The organism is Streptomyces sp. NPDC050842, assembly GCF_044456565.1.
Classification (GTDB): Bacteria; Actinomycetota; Actinomycetes; order Streptomycetales; family Streptomycetaceae; genus Streptomyces.
Genome location: NZ_JBITGA010000008.1, coordinates 402538 through 417415 on the forward strand (window position 1 = coordinate 402538; position 14878 = coordinate 417415).

At 72.7% G+C, this 14878-nt stretch carries 17 protein-coding genes and 2 pseudogenes; 7 read left to right on the plus strand and 12 right to left on the minus strand.

Features of this window, described 5'->3' with window-relative positions:
• Window positions 1-35 precede the first annotated feature (35 nt).
• Window positions 36-1172, plus strand: coding sequence for an XdhC family protein (locus ACIBG6_RS27880; RefSeq protein WP_399225369.1), 1137 nt, complete (start codon window positions 36-38; stop codon window positions 1170-1172).
• Window positions 1173-1203: 31 nt separating this feature from the next.
• Here the strand turns inward: ACIBG6_RS27880 and ACIBG6_RS27885 are convergent, their stop codons facing one another.
• From ACIBG6_RS27885 to ACIBG6_RS27900, 4 genes are all read right to left on the minus strand, one after another.
• Complete coding sequence (locus ACIBG6_RS27885; RefSeq protein WP_399225370.1) at window positions 1204-2514, minus strand: ROK family protein; 1311 nt, start codon at window positions 2512-2514, stop codon at window positions 1204-1206.
• 105 nt (window positions 2515-2619) lie between these two features.
• Complete coding sequence (locus ACIBG6_RS27890) at window positions 2620-2877, minus strand: hypothetical protein (RefSeq protein WP_399225371.1); 258 nt, start codon at window positions 2875-2877, stop codon at window positions 2620-2622.
• Window positions 2874-3533: a TNT domain-containing protein gene (locus ACIBG6_RS27895; protein WP_399225406.1), complete on the minus strand. Its 660-nt coding sequence runs from the start codon at window positions 3531-3533 to the stop codon at window positions 2874-2876. The genes ACIBG6_RS27890 and ACIBG6_RS27895 overlap by 4 nt, the downstream gene beginning before the upstream one ends.
• A 171-nt stretch (window positions 3534-3704) precedes the next feature.
• Window positions 3705-4310: a TetR/AcrR family transcriptional regulator gene (locus ACIBG6_RS27900; protein ID WP_317600309.1), complete on the minus strand. Its 606-nt coding sequence runs from the start codon at window positions 4308-4310 to the stop codon at window positions 3705-3707.
• Between the two features lie 137 nt (window positions 4311-4447).
• Here ACIBG6_RS27900 and ACIBG6_RS27905 point away from each other — a divergent pair, with 137 nt between their 5' ends.
• Entirely contained in the window at window positions 4448-5599 is a 1152-nt protein-coding gene (locus ACIBG6_RS27905) for an acyl-CoA dehydrogenase family protein (protein ID WP_399225372.1), read from the plus strand.
• A gap of 62 nt (window positions 5600-5661) precedes the next feature.
• On the opposite strand, the gene ACIBG6_RS27910 is transcribed toward ACIBG6_RS27905, so the two are convergent.
• From ACIBG6_RS27910 to cynR, 4 genes and pseudogenes are all read right to left on the minus strand, one after another.
• On the minus strand, window positions 5662-6519 hold the full coding sequence (locus ACIBG6_RS27910) for a serine/threonine-protein kinase (protein WP_399225408.1): 858 nt from the start codon (window positions 6517-6519) through the stop codon (window positions 5662-5664).
• 105 nt (window positions 6520-6624) lie between these two features.
• Window positions 6625-7314 (minus strand): annotated as a pseudogene (locus tag ACIBG6_RS27915) (SPFH domain-containing protein); the annotation flags it as partial.
• A 109-nt stretch (window positions 7315-7423) separates the two neighbouring features.
• Complete coding sequence (locus tag ACIBG6_RS27920; protein ID WP_399225410.1) at window positions 7424-7990, minus strand: heme-binding protein; 567 nt, start codon at window positions 7988-7990, stop codon at window positions 7424-7426.
• A 154-nt stretch (window positions 7991-8144) separates the two neighbouring features.
• A complete protein-coding gene (cynR, locus tag ACIBG6_RS27925; protein ID WP_399225373.1) occupies window positions 8145-9053 on the minus strand; it encodes a transcriptional regulator CynR in 909 nt (302 codons plus the stop codon).
• A gap of 93 nt (window positions 9054-9146) precedes the next feature.
• On the opposite strand from cynR, the gene ACIBG6_RS27930 reads away from it, so the two are divergent.
• Window positions 9147-9749: a carbonic anhydrase gene (locus tag ACIBG6_RS27930; RefSeq protein WP_399225374.1), complete on the plus strand. Its 603-nt coding sequence runs from the start codon at window positions 9147-9149 to the stop codon at window positions 9747-9749.
• A gap of 41 nt (window positions 9750-9790) precedes the next feature.
• Window positions 9791-10261 (plus strand): cyanase, encoded by a 471-nt coding sequence (gene cynS / locus ACIBG6_RS27935; protein WP_399225375.1) that lies wholly within the window; start codon window positions 9791-9793, stop codon window positions 10259-10261.
• An 89-nt stretch (window positions 10262-10350) separates the two neighbouring features.
• Here the strand turns inward: cynS and ACIBG6_RS27940 are convergent.
• Window positions 10351-10530, minus strand: a pseudogene (locus tag ACIBG6_RS27940) (TetR/AcrR family transcriptional regulator); the annotation flags it as partial.
• Between the two features lie 188 nt (window positions 10531-10718).
• On the opposite strand from ACIBG6_RS27940, the gene ACIBG6_RS27945 reads away from it, so the two are divergent.
• From ACIBG6_RS27945 to ACIBG6_RS27955, 3 genes are all read left to right on the plus strand, one after another.
• Window positions 10719-11480, plus strand: a complete 762-nt coding sequence (locus ACIBG6_RS27945; protein WP_399225376.1) for an SDR family NAD(P)-dependent oxidoreductase — start codon at window positions 10719-10721, stop codon at window positions 11478-11480.
• 169 nt (window positions 11481-11649) lie between these two features.
• Window positions 11650-12357, plus strand: coding sequence for a TetR/AcrR family transcriptional regulator (locus tag ACIBG6_RS27950; RefSeq protein ID WP_399225377.1), 708 nt, complete (start codon window positions 11650-11652; stop codon window positions 12355-12357).
• Window positions 12358-12505: 148 nt separating this feature from the next.
• The gene (locus ACIBG6_RS27955) at window positions 12506-12892 is read left to right on the plus strand and encodes a zinc ribbon domain-containing protein (protein ID WP_399225379.1); all 387 of its coding nucleotides are present in this window, start codon (window positions 12506-12508) and stop codon (window positions 12890-12892) included.
• An 81-nt stretch (window positions 12893-12973) separates the two neighbouring features.
• Here the strand turns inward: ACIBG6_RS27955 and ACIBG6_RS27960 are convergent, their stop codons facing one another.
• The 3 genes from ACIBG6_RS27960 to ACIBG6_RS27970 form a co-directional block, all read right to left on the minus strand.
• Window positions 12974-13930: an electron transfer flavoprotein subunit alpha/FixB family protein gene (locus ACIBG6_RS27960; RefSeq protein WP_399225381.1), complete on the minus strand. Its 957-nt coding sequence runs from the start codon at window positions 13928-13930 to the stop codon at window positions 12974-12976.
• A 39-nt stretch (window positions 13931-13969) separates the two neighbouring features.
• Window positions 13970-14755, minus strand: coding sequence for an electron transfer flavoprotein subunit beta/FixA family protein (locus tag ACIBG6_RS27965; RefSeq protein ID WP_329620562.1), 786 nt, complete (start codon window positions 14753-14755; stop codon window positions 13970-13972).
• A gap of 28 nt (window positions 14756-14783) precedes the next feature.
• The coding region (locus ACIBG6_RS27970) for an acyl-CoA dehydrogenase family protein (protein WP_132919430.1) at window positions 14784-14878 on the minus strand (95 nt) is incomplete at its 5' end.

Here is a 14878-nt window from a genome sequence, read left to right on the forward strand (position 1 = left end):
ACCGTCGCCCTCCGTACACACCCAAGGAGACCGAAATGCTGGACATCGCCGAAGAGCTGCACCGGTGGGTCGAGCAGGGACGCACGTTCGCCGTCGCCACCGTCGTGGCGGTCGGCGGCAGCGCGCCCCGGCAGCCAGGAGCCGCTCTCGCCGTCGACAGCGAGGGCACGGCGATCGGCTCGGTCTCCGGCGGGTGTGTGGAGGGCGCGGTCTACGAGCTGTGTCAGCAGGCACTCGAAGACGGGCAGACCGTCGTCGAGCAATTCGGCTACAGCGACGAGGACGCCTTCGCGGTCGGCCTGACCTGCGGCGGCATCATCGACATCCTCGTCACCCCGGTCCGCGGCGGGGTCTTCCCCGCCGCGCTCGCGGCCGCCTCCACGGGGGAGGCGGCGGCCCTCGCCCGGATCGTCGACGGACCGGCCGAGCTGCGGGGCACTGCCCTCCTCGTCCGCCCCGACGGCGCGTACGAGGGGAAGCTCGGGGGCCACCCCGAGCTGGACCGCACCGCGGCGGGCGAGGCCCGCGCGATGCTCGACGCGGGCCGCACCGGCACCGTGGAGATCGGCGAGGACGGCAGCCGCTGCGGACAGCCGCTGACCCTCCTGGTCGAGTCCTCCGTTCCCGCCCCCCGCATGATCGTCTTCGGTGCCATCGACTTCGCCGCCGCCCTCGTCCGGGTCGGCAAGTTCCTCGGCTACCACGTCACCGTCTGCGACGCGCGGCCCGTCTTCGCGACGCCGGCCCGCTTCCCCGAGGCCGACGAGATCGTCGTCGAGTGGCCCCACCGCTACCTGGAGTCGACGGAGGTCGACGGCCGCACCGTGCTGTGCGTCCTCACCCACGACGCCAAGTTCGACGTGCCCCTGATCAAGGCCGCCCTCAAGCTTCCCGTCGCGTACATCGGCGCGATGGGCTCCCGCCGCACCCACGAGGACCGCAACAAGCGCCTGCGCGAGGTCGGCGTCACCGACCTCGAACTGGCCAGGCTGCGCTCCCCGATAGGCCTCGACCTCGGCGCCCGTACGTCGGAGGAGACCGCCCTGTCCATCGGAGCCGAGATCGTCGCCAACCGGCGCGGCGGCACCGGCGCCTCGCTCACCGGCGCGCACACCCCGATCCACCACGACGGCCCCCGCGAGCCGGACGGCCGCATAGGGTCCGTCGCCTAGGGGGTGTCCTGACCGGGCGGCCGGGGCGCGCTCAGTGCGCCTCCCGCCCCCGTACGGTCGGCGCCCACGCGGGCTCCTCCTCGGCGGCCTCCGCCTCGGCCCGCCGCCCGCCCCGGGCGAAGAAGTCCGCGAGCGGCAGGATCGCCGCGCCGACCGTCACCGCGTCGGGGCCGAGCGTCCCCATCGCGATGCCGACGCGGGCCGCCGGGTACGCGAGCGCGTACTCCTTCGTGTAGCCCTTGACCGTCTCCAGGAAGCGGGCGCCGAGCTGGAGCCCCGCCCAGCCGCCGACGAGGATGCGCTCGGGCTGGAAGAGATTGATCAGATCGCCGAAGCCGGCGCCCAGGTACTCGGCGGTCTCCTCCAGGACGGCGAGCGCCGTCGCGTCGGGCGTCCGCCCCGCGTCGGCGGGGTACGCGGCGGCCAGCATCGCCGTCAGAGCGGTCTCCTCGTCCGCGCCGGCCGGCGCGGCCCCGCCCGCCTCGCGCCACCGCTCAAGCAGCGCCTCCGCGCCCGCGTACGCCTCCAGGCAGCCCCGGGCGCCGCAGCGGCAGCGGCGCCCCCGGACCCGTACCGTCAGGTGACCCCATTCGAGCGCCCGGCCCGGCCCCATCGGGTCCGTGACGACACAGGCGCCGACGCCCGAGCCGAAGAGCACGACCACGGCACTCCGCGCGCCGCGCCCGGCCCCGAACCACATCTCGGCCTGGCCGAGCGTCTTGGCGCCGTTGTCGATCCGGTACGGGACGGAGGCCGGCAGTTCCACGGCCTCCCGCAGGAGCCGCTCCAGCGGGACGGCGTCCCAGCCGATGGTCTGGCCGTGCACGACGGCGCCGTCCTCGGCGGTACGGTCCACGATGCCGGGCACGCCGACCCCGACGCCGAGCAGCCGCTCGGCGGGGACGCCCGCCGTCCGCAGGACCTCCGCGATGCCGTCGCGGACGAGGCCGACGACGAGCCCGACCTCGTACCGGTCGTGCGCGTGGGGGCTGTCGACCGCCAACGGGAGTTCCGTGCGGGCGAGTTCGGTGAGGGTGAGGTCGAAGAGCTCGACCCTGACCCGGGTTTCGCCGACGTCGACGCCGATCATGAAGCCGCTGCCGGGGGTGATCCGCAGCAGGGTACGGGGCCGACCGCCGGCCGAGTCGACGCTGCCGGCCTCCTCCACGAGGCCCTCCGCGACGAGTTCGCCGACCACGTTGCTGACCGATCCCGAGCTCAGTCCGGTCGCGGGCCCCAGCGAGAACCGGCTCATCGGCCCGTCGAAGTACAGCCGGTGGAGGACGGCGGTGCGGTTCTCGCGTCGCAGGTCACGTACCGTGCGGCCGTTCCGCGTGGTCACTGGGCCCCCTGGTGAAGTAGTCCTGACCGAAACATACCGCTGCCGGGACCCTTGGGGCGATTTCTCTTGAGCTTTAACGCATATCCTGAATTAAGGGGCCCGGCGTTACGCGCCCAGGAGCGTGCGGAGATGGGTGCAGGCTTCGGCCTCGGTGGTGTGCGTGGCGACGGGTTCGTGGGTCCCGCGCTCGTACACGCCGGTCTCCCACACCGTCGTGCCGTCACCGGCCCCGCCCGGCCTCGTCCGCAGATAGACGAAGTCGGGCGGGGTGGGCGCCGGTTCGTGGACGCCCTCGATCCAGTAGTACGCCTCGGGCACCCCGGCCTCCCGGAGTGCCCGTGCCAGCGCGTGGCGGTTGGTCACGCGGGGACGCGCACCAGGTAGCCGTTGTCGAGCAGCCACTTGACGCTGAGGCGCTGACCCTCGCCCGGGTTCAGGAAGGCCGGGTCCAGCTTGATCTGGCGGCCGCCGCCGGGCTGCTCGAACCAGGGCGCGATGGAGCCCTCCCAGACCACGAACGACCGCGTCACCTCGTACAGGTGGTAGTCGCAGGGGAAGGCGGCGTCGCGGGTGTTGAGGTTCTGCGGGGGCAGCGCGCGCTTGGCGTACGGGTCGCCGGCCGGGGCCAGGTAGGAGCCGAACTCGGAGCCGAAGCGGTCGAGGCGCTCACCTTCCACCAGCACGTCGGGCGCCTTGTCGATCTCGCCATTGACCTCGCCGAAGCCGTCGTTCGGCGGGTACTTCCAGCTGCCGGTGTCGGCCGGACCCTCCCAGTACTTCCTGAGGAAGTCGGCGGAGGAGAGCGTCCCGGTCCGGTGGTAGCGGTTGAGCAGCGGGCCGACCGGCTCCTGCCACTTCTTCGGCAGGAACTTCGGGCCGAGCCGCTTGTCGCCCTGGAACTCCCCGGTGCAGGGCTCCGGGGGAGCGGCGTGCGACACCCCGGCCTGCTGCGGGACGGGCGTCTCGGAGGGTGCGGCCTGCGCCGCGGGGGCCGCGGCGAGGGCGGCGGTCACGCCCATGGCGGCGAGTACGGCACGGATCCTGAAGGCGGTACGGCTGCGCTCCACGCGGAGGTCTCCCTGGGGACGGAGTGGTCAGTGGCGCCGCTCACGGTAGTGGATCACCTGCGCAGAGTGATCGACCGCGGACGGAAACCGGCCATCCGTGTTTCCGCGCGTGGTCGTGGGGGCTCAGGCCTTCCGGAGCCCGCTGAGGAGCAGCTCGGCCAGCTGCTCGTACGCCTCGGCGTCGGCCAGACCGGTCGCCGCGGCCACCTGGCGTCGCTGGATGCGGACCATCACCGAGGAGATGACGTCCGCCGCGAAGGTCACGTGCACCTCGCGGAAGACGCCCGCGCGCACGCCCTCCTCGATGAGCTGCTGGACCCGGCCGGCCGCCGCGCGCGTGTTGCGCTCGTACACCTCGGCCGCGGGCTCGAAGGCGGCGACGTCGTCGAAGAACTGCGGCGAGACCGGGGCCAGCTCGGCCGAGACGGCGCGCAGATAGGCGGCCAGCCGCTCGGCGGGGTCGGTCGCGGCGGCGAGAACCGCCTCGACCCGGGCCGTGGCCCGCCGGAAGAAGTGCACGACCGCCGCCCGGACGAGCTGCTCCTTGCTGCCGGCGAGGCCGTACAGGGTGCGCTTCGAGCAGCGCAGGCGGGCGGCCAGGTCGTCGAGCGTCAGGCGGGCGAAGCCCTCGCCGACGAGCAGGGCGACGAGCTCCTCGAAGAGGGCGGAGCGGCGCGCGGCCCCGCGGCCCGTCAGTTTCGGGGCGTCGGCGGAGGGGGTCTCGATCACCCGGCCAGTATTCCAGGCCACCCCTCGGCGGGATCTCGACCCCCGCTGAGGGGGGTTACGCCGGCATCCTCCTGCGCTACTCTAAGTGGTACTGCAGTACCTGCCCCAGTACCACTTTGCGCGCCGCTGGAGTCACCATGGATGTCGACCGCCTGCTTCCCACCCCCGAAGCGGCGGACCTCATCGCCCTCACCCGGGAGATCGCCGACAAGGAGCTCTCTCCGCGGGTGAACGAGCACGAGGCCGCCGAGACCTATCCCGAAGGTCTCTTCACCACCCTCGGCGAGGCCGGGCTCCTCGGCCTCGCCTACCCCGAGGAGTACGGCGGCGGAGGCCAGCCGTACGAGGTGTACCTCCAGGTCCTGGAGGAGCTCGCCGCGCGCTGGGCGGCCGTCGCCGTCGCCACCAGCGTCCACACACTGGCCTGCCACCCCCTCCACACCTTCGGCACGGCGGAGCAGAAGGAGCGCTGGCTCCCCGCGATGCTGGAGGGCCGGAGCATCGGCGGCTACAGCCTCTCCGAACCGCAGGCCGGCTCGGACGCGGCCGCCCTCTCCTGCAAGGCGGAGCTCCAGGACGACGGCAGCGGCTACCGCGTGACCGGCACCAAGGCCTGGATCACCCACGGCGGCAAGGCCGACTTCTACGCCCTCTTCGCCCGCACGGCGCCCGGCAGCCGCGGCATCTCGTGCTTCCTCGCCCCCGGCGCCACCGAAGGGCTGAGCTTCGGCCTGCCCGAGCGCAAGATGGGCCTCCAGGCGGTCCCGACCACCTCCGCGTACTGGGACGGCGCCCTCATCGACGCCGACCGGCGCATAGGGGAGGAGGGGCAGGGCCTCCAGATCGCCTTCAGCGCCCTCGACAGCGGCCGCCTCGGCATCGCCGCCTGCGCGACGGGCCTGGCCCAGGCCGCGCTGGACGCCGCGGTCGACTACGCCAACGAACGCACCACGTTCGGCCGCCGGATCGTCGACCACCAGGGCCTCGGCTTCCTCCTCGCCGACATGGCCGCCGCGGTCGACGCGGCCCGCGCCACCTACGTGGACGCGGCCCGCCGCCGCGACCTCGGCCGCCCCTTCAGCCGCCAGGCCAGCGCGGCTAAGCTCATCGCCACCGACACGGCCATGAAGGTCACCACGGACGCGGTCCAGGTCCTCGGCGGCTACGGCTACACCCGCGACTTCCCGGTGGAGCGCTACATGCGCGAGGCGAAGATCATGCAGATCTTCGAGGGGACGAACCAGATCCAGCGCCTGGTCATCAGCCGCGGGCTCGCGCGGCCGGCCTGAAGGGCGCCCGGCCCAAGGTGCGCCCGGCCTTAAGGCGCGCCCGGCCCTAAGGTGCGCCCGGCCTAAGGCGCGCCCGGCCGGTCGGGCCGGGCGCGCGGCGGGGCCGCGGTCATCGTCGACGCCTGGTGCAGGTCGACCAGGGTGCGCAGGGCGGGCGGCAGCCAGTCCGACGGGGTCTCGCCGTCGGCGCCGCCGAGGTCGCGCAGGACCTCGGTCGGTGACGGGCGGCCCACCGGATCGTGGCCGAGGCAGGCCGCGGTGACGGCGGCGAGGTCCGAGGGCAGCAGGCGCAGCGCCCCGGAGAGGGCCGCGCCGTCGGCGAACCGTGCCGAGCCGCCGGCGTGGCACAGCACCATGCCGAAGGCGTACATGTCCACGGCGGCGGTCAGCGGGGCGCCGGTCAGCTGCTCGGGGGCGAGGAACCCCCGCGTGCCGACGACGAGGTCGGTGCGCGTCAGCGCGGTCGCCTCCGCGCCGCGTGCGATGCCGAAGTCGATCACGCGGGGGCCGGCGGACGAGATGAGGATGTTGCCGGGCTTGAGGTCCCGGTGGACGATGCCGCACGCGTGGATGGCTTCGAGGGCCTCGGCGACGCCGAGGGCCAGGGCGCGCAGGGTGAGCGCGGGCAGCGGTCCGTGGAGTTCCAGGACCTGCTGGAGGGAGGGGCCCGGGATGTACTCCGTGACGAGCCACGGCCGGGTGTCCTCCGGCCCCGCGTCGACCACCGGCGCGGTGTGGAACCCGCTGACCCTGCGCGCGGCGTCGACCTCCCGGGCGAACCGGCGGCGGAAGGACGGATCGCTGACGAGCTCCTCGCGCACCACCTTCACGGCGACCTGTCGGGCACCGGGGGACAGGCCGAGGTAGACCGTGCCCATCCCGCCCTCGCCGAGCCGGGCCGTCAACCGGTACCTGCCCACCTGCCGGGGGTCGTCCCCGCGCAGCGGCTCGTGGGTGAAGGGGACCGGCAGAGGCGACGCCGCACGCAGCGGGGAGTGCGACCCCGCCGGGGACCGCGGCGCGTCCTCGGTCTCGGCGAGCCGGTGGACCCTCGCCACCTCGACCTCGGCCTGCGCGCGCAGGATCGCGGCCTGCTTCTCGCCCTCGGCAGTGAGGATCTGCGACTGCCGGACGCCTTCCGCGGTGAGGATCGCGGCGCGCTTGTCGCGATCGGCGCGCATCTGCTTCTCCAGCGAGTCCTGGATGGAGGTCGGCGGCTCGATCGCCCTGACCTCGATGCGGTTGACGCGGATTCCCCACTTGCCGGTCGCCGGTTCGAGGTCGGCGCGCAGGGCCGCGTTGATGTCCTCGCGGGAGACGAGGGTCCGCTCCAGGTCCATGCCGCCGACGACGGTGCGCACGGTCGTGTTGGTGAGCTGCTCGATCGCCTGGATGTAGCTGGCGACCTCGTAGGTCGCGGCCCGGGCATCGGTCACCTGGTAGTAGACGACCGTGTCGATGTTGACGACGAGGTTGTCCAGGGTGCTCACCGACTGCGGGAAGAAGGGGACGACCTGCTCGCGCAGATCGACGTGGTTCCGGATCCGGTCGAACGGCGGGAACATGATGTTGAGTCCGGGGCGCAGCAGGCGGGTGTGACGTCCGTGGCGCTCGACGACGGCCACCGAGGCCTCGGGGACGATCCGTACGGCCCAGGCGATTTCCGCCAGGACGAGCACACCCGCCACCACCCCTAACACCGTCATGACGTCCAACGGTCCACTTCCCCTCGGCCATCCCGCATCAGTCGGCACAGTCTCGCAGAACTGGCCCAGGGCGCACAGAAGTTGTGGCAGGCAGGAAGGGCGTGAGTCGGGTCCCGGCCTACGTGCCGAGGCTGGCGACGCCGGCCTGGGCGAACTTCTCGTCGAGGTCGCCGGAGGGGGCGCCCGCGACGCCGATGCCGGCGATGGGGGCGCCCTTGGCGGTGACGGGGGCGCCGCCGCCGAGGAAGAGGGTGCCGGGGATGTCCTTGAGTGTGGGCGCGTTCGTCAGGCGCTTGGCGAGCTCGGAGGTGGGGGCGTTCCAGGAGACGGCGGTGTACGCCTTCTTCACGGCGGACTCGTAGGACTGGGGGCCGGCGCCGTCGCCGCGGAGGGTGACGAGGGTGTTGCCGTTGCGGTCGACGACGGCGACGGAGACGCGCTGGTTCTCCTTCTCGGCGGCGTCCAGCGTGGCCTGCGCGGCCTTCGTCGCGGCCTCGATCGTCAGGTGCGTCGAGCGCGTCGTGTTCTTGTTCTTGGCGTCCGCCTTGGCGACGGCGGCGGCCGGCGCGGCCGCCGTGTCCTCGCCGGTGGCGCTGGCGGAGTAGGCACCGAAGGCGCCGAGCGCGACGGCCGCGGCGAGCGCGCCACCGGCCACGGCACGGGTGCGCGAGGAGGCCTTCTTCACGTGCTTCATGGGGTCTGCTCCAGGGAACTCGGGGAACCGCGAGGGCCGTCGGGAAGCTGGGGCCCGCTCTCTCCTCTCCATCCTGGTGTCGCCCCGCACCTCACCCCGTCGGCGTCCCGGCTGCACCCGGAGGGCTCAACGGCCGACCCCCGGGTCAACCGATCGGATGACCCCACTCCGTCTCGCCGCCCTCCAGGGCCAGTTCGGCGAAGGCCTCGGCCGCCGCGCTCCGGTAGCCGCCCGAGCGGCGCAGCAGGGCGACGCCGCGGGACGGGAGCGCGGGGGAGAGCGGGACGGGCGTCAGGTACGGGTGGTCCCGGGCGACGGCGTCGGGGAGGACCGTCGCCAGGGCGGTGCGCCGGACGATCTCGGTGAGCGCGCTGACGGAGTTGGCCTCCACCGCGATCCGGGGCTCGATCCGATGCTCGGCCACGTACGCGTCGACGTGTCGCCGCGTCGCGAAGTCATCGCTCAGCAGGGCGAGGTGATGCCCGGTCAGGTCCGTGACGGGCAGCGGCTCGGTGCGGCCCGCGTACGGGTGGGCGGGGCCGACGACGAGGCCGAGCGTCTCCGTGAAGAGCTCCACGGCCTCGACGCCCGGGAGATGGACTCCGTCGAAGGCGATGCCGAGATCCACCCGGTCGGCGAGGAGTTCGGCCTCGATACGGTCCTGCGTCAACTCCCGCACCTCCACGGTGATGCCGGGGTGGCGCGTGTGGAACGCGGCGACGAGCGGGCCCGTGAGGTACGCGGTGAAGGTGGGGGTGACCGCCAGCCGGAGGAGACCGCGGGACAGGTCCCGTACGTCGAGCACGGCCCGCTCGCCGGCCGCCAGGTCCCGGAGCGCGCGCCGGGCGTACCGCGCGTAGGTCTCCCCGGCGTCCGTGAGGCGCACGGTCCGGCCGGTGCGGTCCAGGAGCTGGGCCCCGAGCGCCTTCTCCAGCTGCTTGATCTGCTGGGACAGCGTCGGCTGGGCGATCCGGAGCTCCTCGGCGGCGCGGGTGAAGTTGGCGTGCTCGGCGACGGCGAGCAGATAACGGAGGTGGCGGAGTTCCGGCTGCATGATGCCAGTGTACGGCTGATATAGATCGCATCTATGGCTGAGATCGATGACCGGTCTTGGACGCTATAGCCCCTGGTCGTGCAGGGTGAAGGCATGCCTCATCTCGCCGAGGGAATCGACCGCTTCCAGCGGGAGATCTTCCCTGCCAAGGCCGGGCTCTTCGCCCGCCTGGCCACCGTCCACCGCCCCCGAACCCTCTTCATCGGCTGCTCCGACGCCCGCGTCGTCCCCGAGCTGATCACCCAGACCGAGCCGGGCGAGCTCTTCGTCATCCGTACCGCCGGCAACCTCGTCCCCGCCCACGCCCCGGGCACCGACGCGGTCTCCGCCGGCGTCGAGTACGCCGTCGCGGTCCTCGGCGTGCGGGACGTCATCGTCTGCGGGCACTCCGCCTGCGGCGCGATGACCGCGCTCGCCGAGGGCCACGACCTCGGCTCCGCACCCGCCGTCGCCGCCTGGCTGCGGCACGCGGACGCCTCCCTGGCCCGCGCCGCCGCGGCCGGACGCCAGGGGGACGTGGCCGCCCTGGTGCGCGAGAACGTCGCCGCCCAGCTGGCGAACCTCACCACCCACCCCTCCGTCGCCCGCGCGCTGGCCGCGGGAGACATCCGGCTGCACGGCTGGGTCTTCGACATCGCGGAGGGCTCCCTCGAGGAGCTCGACACCGTCGCCCGGCCCGCCCTCGCCGCCGTCTGACCCCCGAAACGCCCCCCACGGAAACGAAGGACGTACTTCTCATGGTGCACGCCCAGTTCGACCCCACCGCCCGCCGCGAGCTCGCCCTCGCCGCCGTCGAGGCCAAGACCGTCAAGGACCTGACCTGGCAGCAGATCGCGGACGCCGCCGGATTCTCCGTCGCCTTCACCACCGCCGCCGTCCTCGGCCAGCACGCCCTGCCCGAGGCGTCCGCGCGGGCGGTCGCCGAGCTCCTCGGCCTGGACGAGGACGCCGTACGACTGCTGCGCACGATCCCCACCCGGGGATCGATCGACGGCGGCATCCCGACCGACCCGACGATCTACCGCTTCTACGAGATGCTCCAGGTGTACGGCACCACCCTGAAGGCCCTCGTCCACGAGGAGTTCGGCGACGGCATCATCTCCGCGATCAACTTCAAGCTCGACGTGAAGAAGGTCGCCGACCCCGACGGCGGCGAGCGCGCCGTCATCACGCTCGACGGCAAGTACCTGCCGACCAAGCCCTTCTGATGAGTAGTCAGCTCGGCGTGGGGGGACGCCCCCGCGCCGAGCAGGGCGACGCGGGCCTCGGCGACGGTCTCCTCCACCAGGGCCACCTGCTCGTCGATCACGGCGAGGGCCGGCTCCTCCTTGGAGGCGAAGAAGCAGGAGAAGCTGCCCTTCGGGACCCCGGCCGCCTTGCAGATCTCCGCCACGCCCAGGGCGGAGTAGCCGCGCGACAGCATCAGCGTCTTCGCGGCGGTCAGGATGCGCTCCCGCGCGTCACTCGTTCGCCCCATGGCGGAAGTGTTCGACCGGCCGACCATCCCCCGAGGATGTCCTGGTTCCGCTTCCGGGGGCGCTGCCTGCGGTTCTATGGTGGGCGGCGCAGATCGCGCGGACCGCGCGGTCCCTCGCGGGTACGCGCCCGATCCGGCGGCCATCCCGGCGGCAGGGTCCCACCCGCACGACACGAACGAGGAGTTCCATGGACATCGCCGGCTCCGCCGCTCTCGTCACCGGCGCCGCCTCCGGCCTCGGCGCCGCCACGGCCGCCGCGCTCGCCGCCCGCGGCGCCACCGTCTACGGCCTCGACCTGGACAAGGCCGTCGCGGCCGCCGGGCCGCTGCCCGAGGGCGTCCGGCTGCTCGCCGCGGACGTCACCGACGAGGACCAGGTGCGCGAGGCCCTGGCCGCCGTCGACGCCGACGGCGCCGAGCTCCGGCTCGCCGTGAACTGCGCCGGCATCGCCCCCTCCGCCCGCATCCTGGGCCGCAAGGGTCCGCACGACCTCGACCTGTTCCGTACGGTGCTCAACGTCAACCTGCTGGGGACGTTCAACGTGATGCGGCTCGCCGCCGAGGCCATCGCCCGGCACGAGCCCGACGAGCACGGGCAGCGCGGCCTCGTCGTGAACACCGCCTCGATCGCCGCCTTCGAGGGCCAGGTCGGCCAGATCGCCTACGCGGCCTCCAAGGCGGGCGTCGCGGGCATGACCGTCACCGCGGCCCGTGACCTGGCGCAGTTCGGCATCCGGGTCGTCACCGTCGCCCCCGGCATCGTCGACACCCCGATGATGGCCGGATTCGGCGAGGAGGTCCGAGCGGGTCTCGCGGCGAGCGTCACCTTCCCGCAGCGCCTCGCCCGCCCGGAGGAGTACGCCCGGCTGGTCACGATGATCGTCGAGCACGACTACCTCAACGGGGAGACGATCCGGATGGACGGCGCCCTGCGAATGGCCCCGCGCTGAGCAGCCGAGCGACGGGCCCCGCGTCGAGCCCGCGCTGAGCCCATGCTGAGCCCGCGCTGAGCCCGTACTGAGCCCGCGCTGAGCCTCCGTACCCTCGATGCGGTACTCGGTGCCGGAATCCTCCGGCACCAAGTGCCGCATCGGGCGGTTCGGGTGTTAGGTTCGGGCCATGGGAACTGCCTCGACGAACTCTCCGAAGCCCGCGATGCGGGACTCCCTCATCGCCGCGGCCTTCCAGCTCTTCCTTGAGCGCGGCTACGAGCAGACCACCGTCGACGACATCGTCACGCTCGCCGGCGTCGGCCGCCGCTCCTTCTTCCGGTACTTCCCGTCGAAGGAGGACGTGGTCTTCCCCGACCACGAGCAGTGCCTCGCCGACATGACCCGCTTCCTCGCGGCGAGCGCCGACTCCGACGACCCGATCGCCCGCGTCTGCGACGCCGCCCGGCTGGTCATGCGGATGTACGCCGAGAACCCCACCTTCTCCGTGCAGCGCTACCGGCTCACGCGCGAGGTGACCGGACTGCGGACGTACGAGCTCTCGGTCGTCTGGCGGTACGAGAAGACCCTCGGCGACTATCTGCGCACCCGCTGGGCCGACCGCCGGGACGGCACCCTGCGCGCCAACGTGGTCGCGGCGGCGGTGGTCGCCGCCCACAACCACGCCCTGCGCCACTGGCTGCGCTCGGGCGGCGAGGGCGACCCGCTGGCGGAGGTGGACCGGGCCCTGGAGTTCGTCCGGGCGACCTGGAGCCCGGACGCGCCGGCGGACGCGCCGGCCGAGGAGAACGAGGACGTCGTGGTGGTCATCACCAAGCGGTCCACGCCGATGTGGCGCGTGGTGCGCGAGGTGGAGTCGAGCCTCGGCGAGGGCTGACGGTGAGGTTCACGTGCTGCGCGGGTTGTCGCAGGGGGTCTCAGTATCTCGAATTGAGGGAACTCAGGCTCAGGTCTTTATTTGATGGCACTGAGTGCCATATCTTTGCCCTGCACGGTCGAGCCGCCGAGTGCAAGGAGAAGGCATCGTGTTCCACACGGGACTGAGGAGCGGGACCGCCGTCCACGCCGAGGAGTCGGCCCCCGACTCCGAGCTCTACTTCCAGCGCTGCCGCTGGTGCCACACCACGACGTTCCAGCGCCTGCTCTGTCCGACCTGCGGGTCGACCGAGCTCACCCCCGAACTCAGCGAGGGCGAAGGCGTGATCTCCGTACGGCGTGGGGTCGCCGCGGCCGACGCGGACCTCTGGCCGGTGTACATGTCGGAGGGCTTCACCGTCCGCTGCCGCGTCGACGGGCCGCTGCACGCGGTACGCCCCGGGGTCCGGGTCAAGCTCTCCTCGGGCGTCGGCGTGACCGGACGCAGGCCGGTGGTCCGGCTCTGCGAGGAGGTCCCGCTCGACGGCTGGTTCTGACACGGGACGGCACACGGAAGGGGCGGGCGAGTGGCACAGAGTGCCATTCACCCGCCCCTTACCGTTGGGCGACGAGGACGGTCAGCGGGCGCCGATCTCGTCCGTCAGCTGCGGCAGCACCTCGAAGAGGTCGCCGACCACGCCGTAGTCCACGAGGTCGAAGATCGGGGCCTCGGGGTCCTTGTTGACGGCCACGATCGTCTTCGACGTCTGCATGCCCGCCCGGTGCTGGATCGCGCCGGAGATGCCCGCCGCGACGTACAGCTGCGGCGAGACCTGCTTGCCGGTCTGGCCGACCTGGTTGGCGTGCGGGTACCAGCCCGCGTCGACGGCGGCGCGGGAGGCGCCGACGGCCGCACCGAGCGAGTCGGCCAGCTTCTCGACGACCGCGAAGCCCTCGGCCGCGCCGACACCACGGCCGCCGGAGACCACGATCGCGGACTCGGTCAGCTCGGGGCGGCCGGTGGAGACGCGCGGGGTGCGCGAGACGACCTTCGCGGCGTTGCCGGTGAAGGCGACGGAGACGTTCTCGACCGTGCCGGCGGCCGGGGCGGCCTCCGGGGCGGCGGAGTTCGGCTTGACGGTGATGACCGGGACGCCGTGCGAGACCGTCGAGCGCACCTGGTACGAGGCGGCGAAGACGGACTGGGTGGCGACCGGGCCGTTCTCGCCGGCCTCCAGCTCCACGGCGTCGGTGATCAGACCGGAGCCGAGGCGCAGCGCGACGCGGGCGGCGATCTCCTTGCCCTCGCCGGAGGAGGTCACCAGGACGGCGGCGGCCCCCTTGTCCTTCGCGAGCTGGGTCAGCGCGTCGACCTTGGGGACGACCAGCTGGTCGGTGAACTCGGCGCCGTCCGCGACGTACACGGTGGCCGCGCCGTACTCGCCGGCCGTGGCGGCGATGGAGGCCGCGGCCTCGCCGGCGCCGAGGACGACCGCCGAGGGCTCGCCGATGCGGCGGGCCAGGGTGAGGAGTTCGAGGGCCGGCTTGCGGACCGCACCGTCGGCGTGGTCCACGAGAACCAGGATCTCAGCCATGATTCATTGCTCCTGAGTGGGTGTCTGGCTGACGGTGGGTCAGATGAACTTCTGGGTGGCGAGGTAGGCGGCGAGCTGCTTGCCGCCGTCGCCCTCGTCCGTGACGATCGTGCCCTGCGTACGGGCCGGGCGGGCGGCCACGGCGTCGACGAGGGTCCAGGACCCGCCGAGGCCGACCTCGTCGGCGTCGATGTCCAGGTCGTCCAGGTCCAGCTCCTCGACCGGCTTCTTCTTGGCGGCCATGATCCCCTTGAAGGAGGGGTAACGGGCCTCGCCGGACTGGTCGGTGACCGAGACGACGGCCGGCAGCGGGGCCTCCAGGAGCTCGGTGGCGGAGTCGCCGTCGCGGCGGCCCTTGACCGTGCCGCCGTCGACCGAGACCTCGGAGAGCAGCGTCACCTGCGGCACGTTCAGCCGCTCGGCGAGCAGGGCCGGCAGGACGCCCATCGTGCCGTCGGTCGAGGCCATGCCGCAGACGACCAGGTCGAAACCGGTCTTCTCCAGGGCCTTGGCCAGGATCGCGGAGGTGGCGATGACGTCGGAGCCGTGGATGTCCTCGTCGTTGACGTGGACGGCCTTGTCGGCGCCCATCGACAGCGCCTTGCGCAGCGCGTCCTTGGCGTCGTCCGGGCCCACGGTCACGACGGTGACCTCGGCGTCGTCGGACTCCTCGGAGATGCGCAGGGCCTGCTCGACCGCGTACTCGTCCAGCTCGGAGAGCAGGCCGTCGACGGCCTCGCGGTCGGTCGTCAGGTCGTCGGCGAACCCGCGGTCGCCGGTCGCGTCGGGGACGTACTTCACACAGACAGCGATCTTCAGAGTCACGGCCTGTCTCCTTTCAACGAGTGTGCAATTACGGGAGGTTGCGGGCCATGACGATGCGCTGGACCTGGTTGGTGCCTTCGTAGATCTGGGTGATCTTGGCGTCGCGCATCATGCGCTCGACGG

Bases quoted from the DNA above. Each gene is read 5' to 3' on its own strand.
- ACIBG6_RS27945 (WP_399225376.1), top strand. From the start codon at position 10,719: ATGGACATCGCCGGCTCCGCCGCTCTCGTCACCGGCGCCGCCTCCGGC.
- ACIBG6_RS27930 (WP_399225374.1), top strand. From the start codon at position 9,147: ATGCCTCATCTCGCCGAGGGAATCGACCGCTTCCAGCGGGAGATCTTC.
- ACIBG6_RS27960 (WP_399225381.1), bottom strand. From the start codon at position 13,930: ATGGCTGAGATCCTGGTTCTCGTGGACCACGCCGACGGTGCGGTCCGC.
- ACIBG6_RS27950 (WP_399225377.1), top strand. From the start codon at position 11,650: ATGGGAACTGCCTCGACGAACTCTCCGAAGCCCGCGATGCGGGACTCC.
- cynR (WP_399225373.1), bottom strand. From the start codon at position 9,053: ATGCAGCCGGAACTCCGCCACCTCCGTTATCTGCTCGCCGTCGCCGAG.
- ACIBG6_RS27895 (WP_399225406.1), bottom strand. From the start codon at position 3,533: ATGGGCGTGACCGCCGCCCTCGCCGCGGCCCCCGCGGCGCAGGCCGCA.
- ACIBG6_RS27880 (WP_399225369.1), top strand. From the start codon at position 36: ATGCTGGACATCGCCGAAGAGCTGCACCGGTGGGTCGAGCAGGGACGC.
- cynS (WP_399225375.1), top strand. From the start codon at position 9,791: ATGGTGCACGCCCAGTTCGACCCCACCGCCCGCCGCGAGCTCGCCCTC.
- ACIBG6_RS27905 (WP_399225372.1), top strand. From the start codon at position 4,448: ATGGATGTCGACCGCCTGCTTCCCACCCCCGAAGCGGCGGACCTCATC.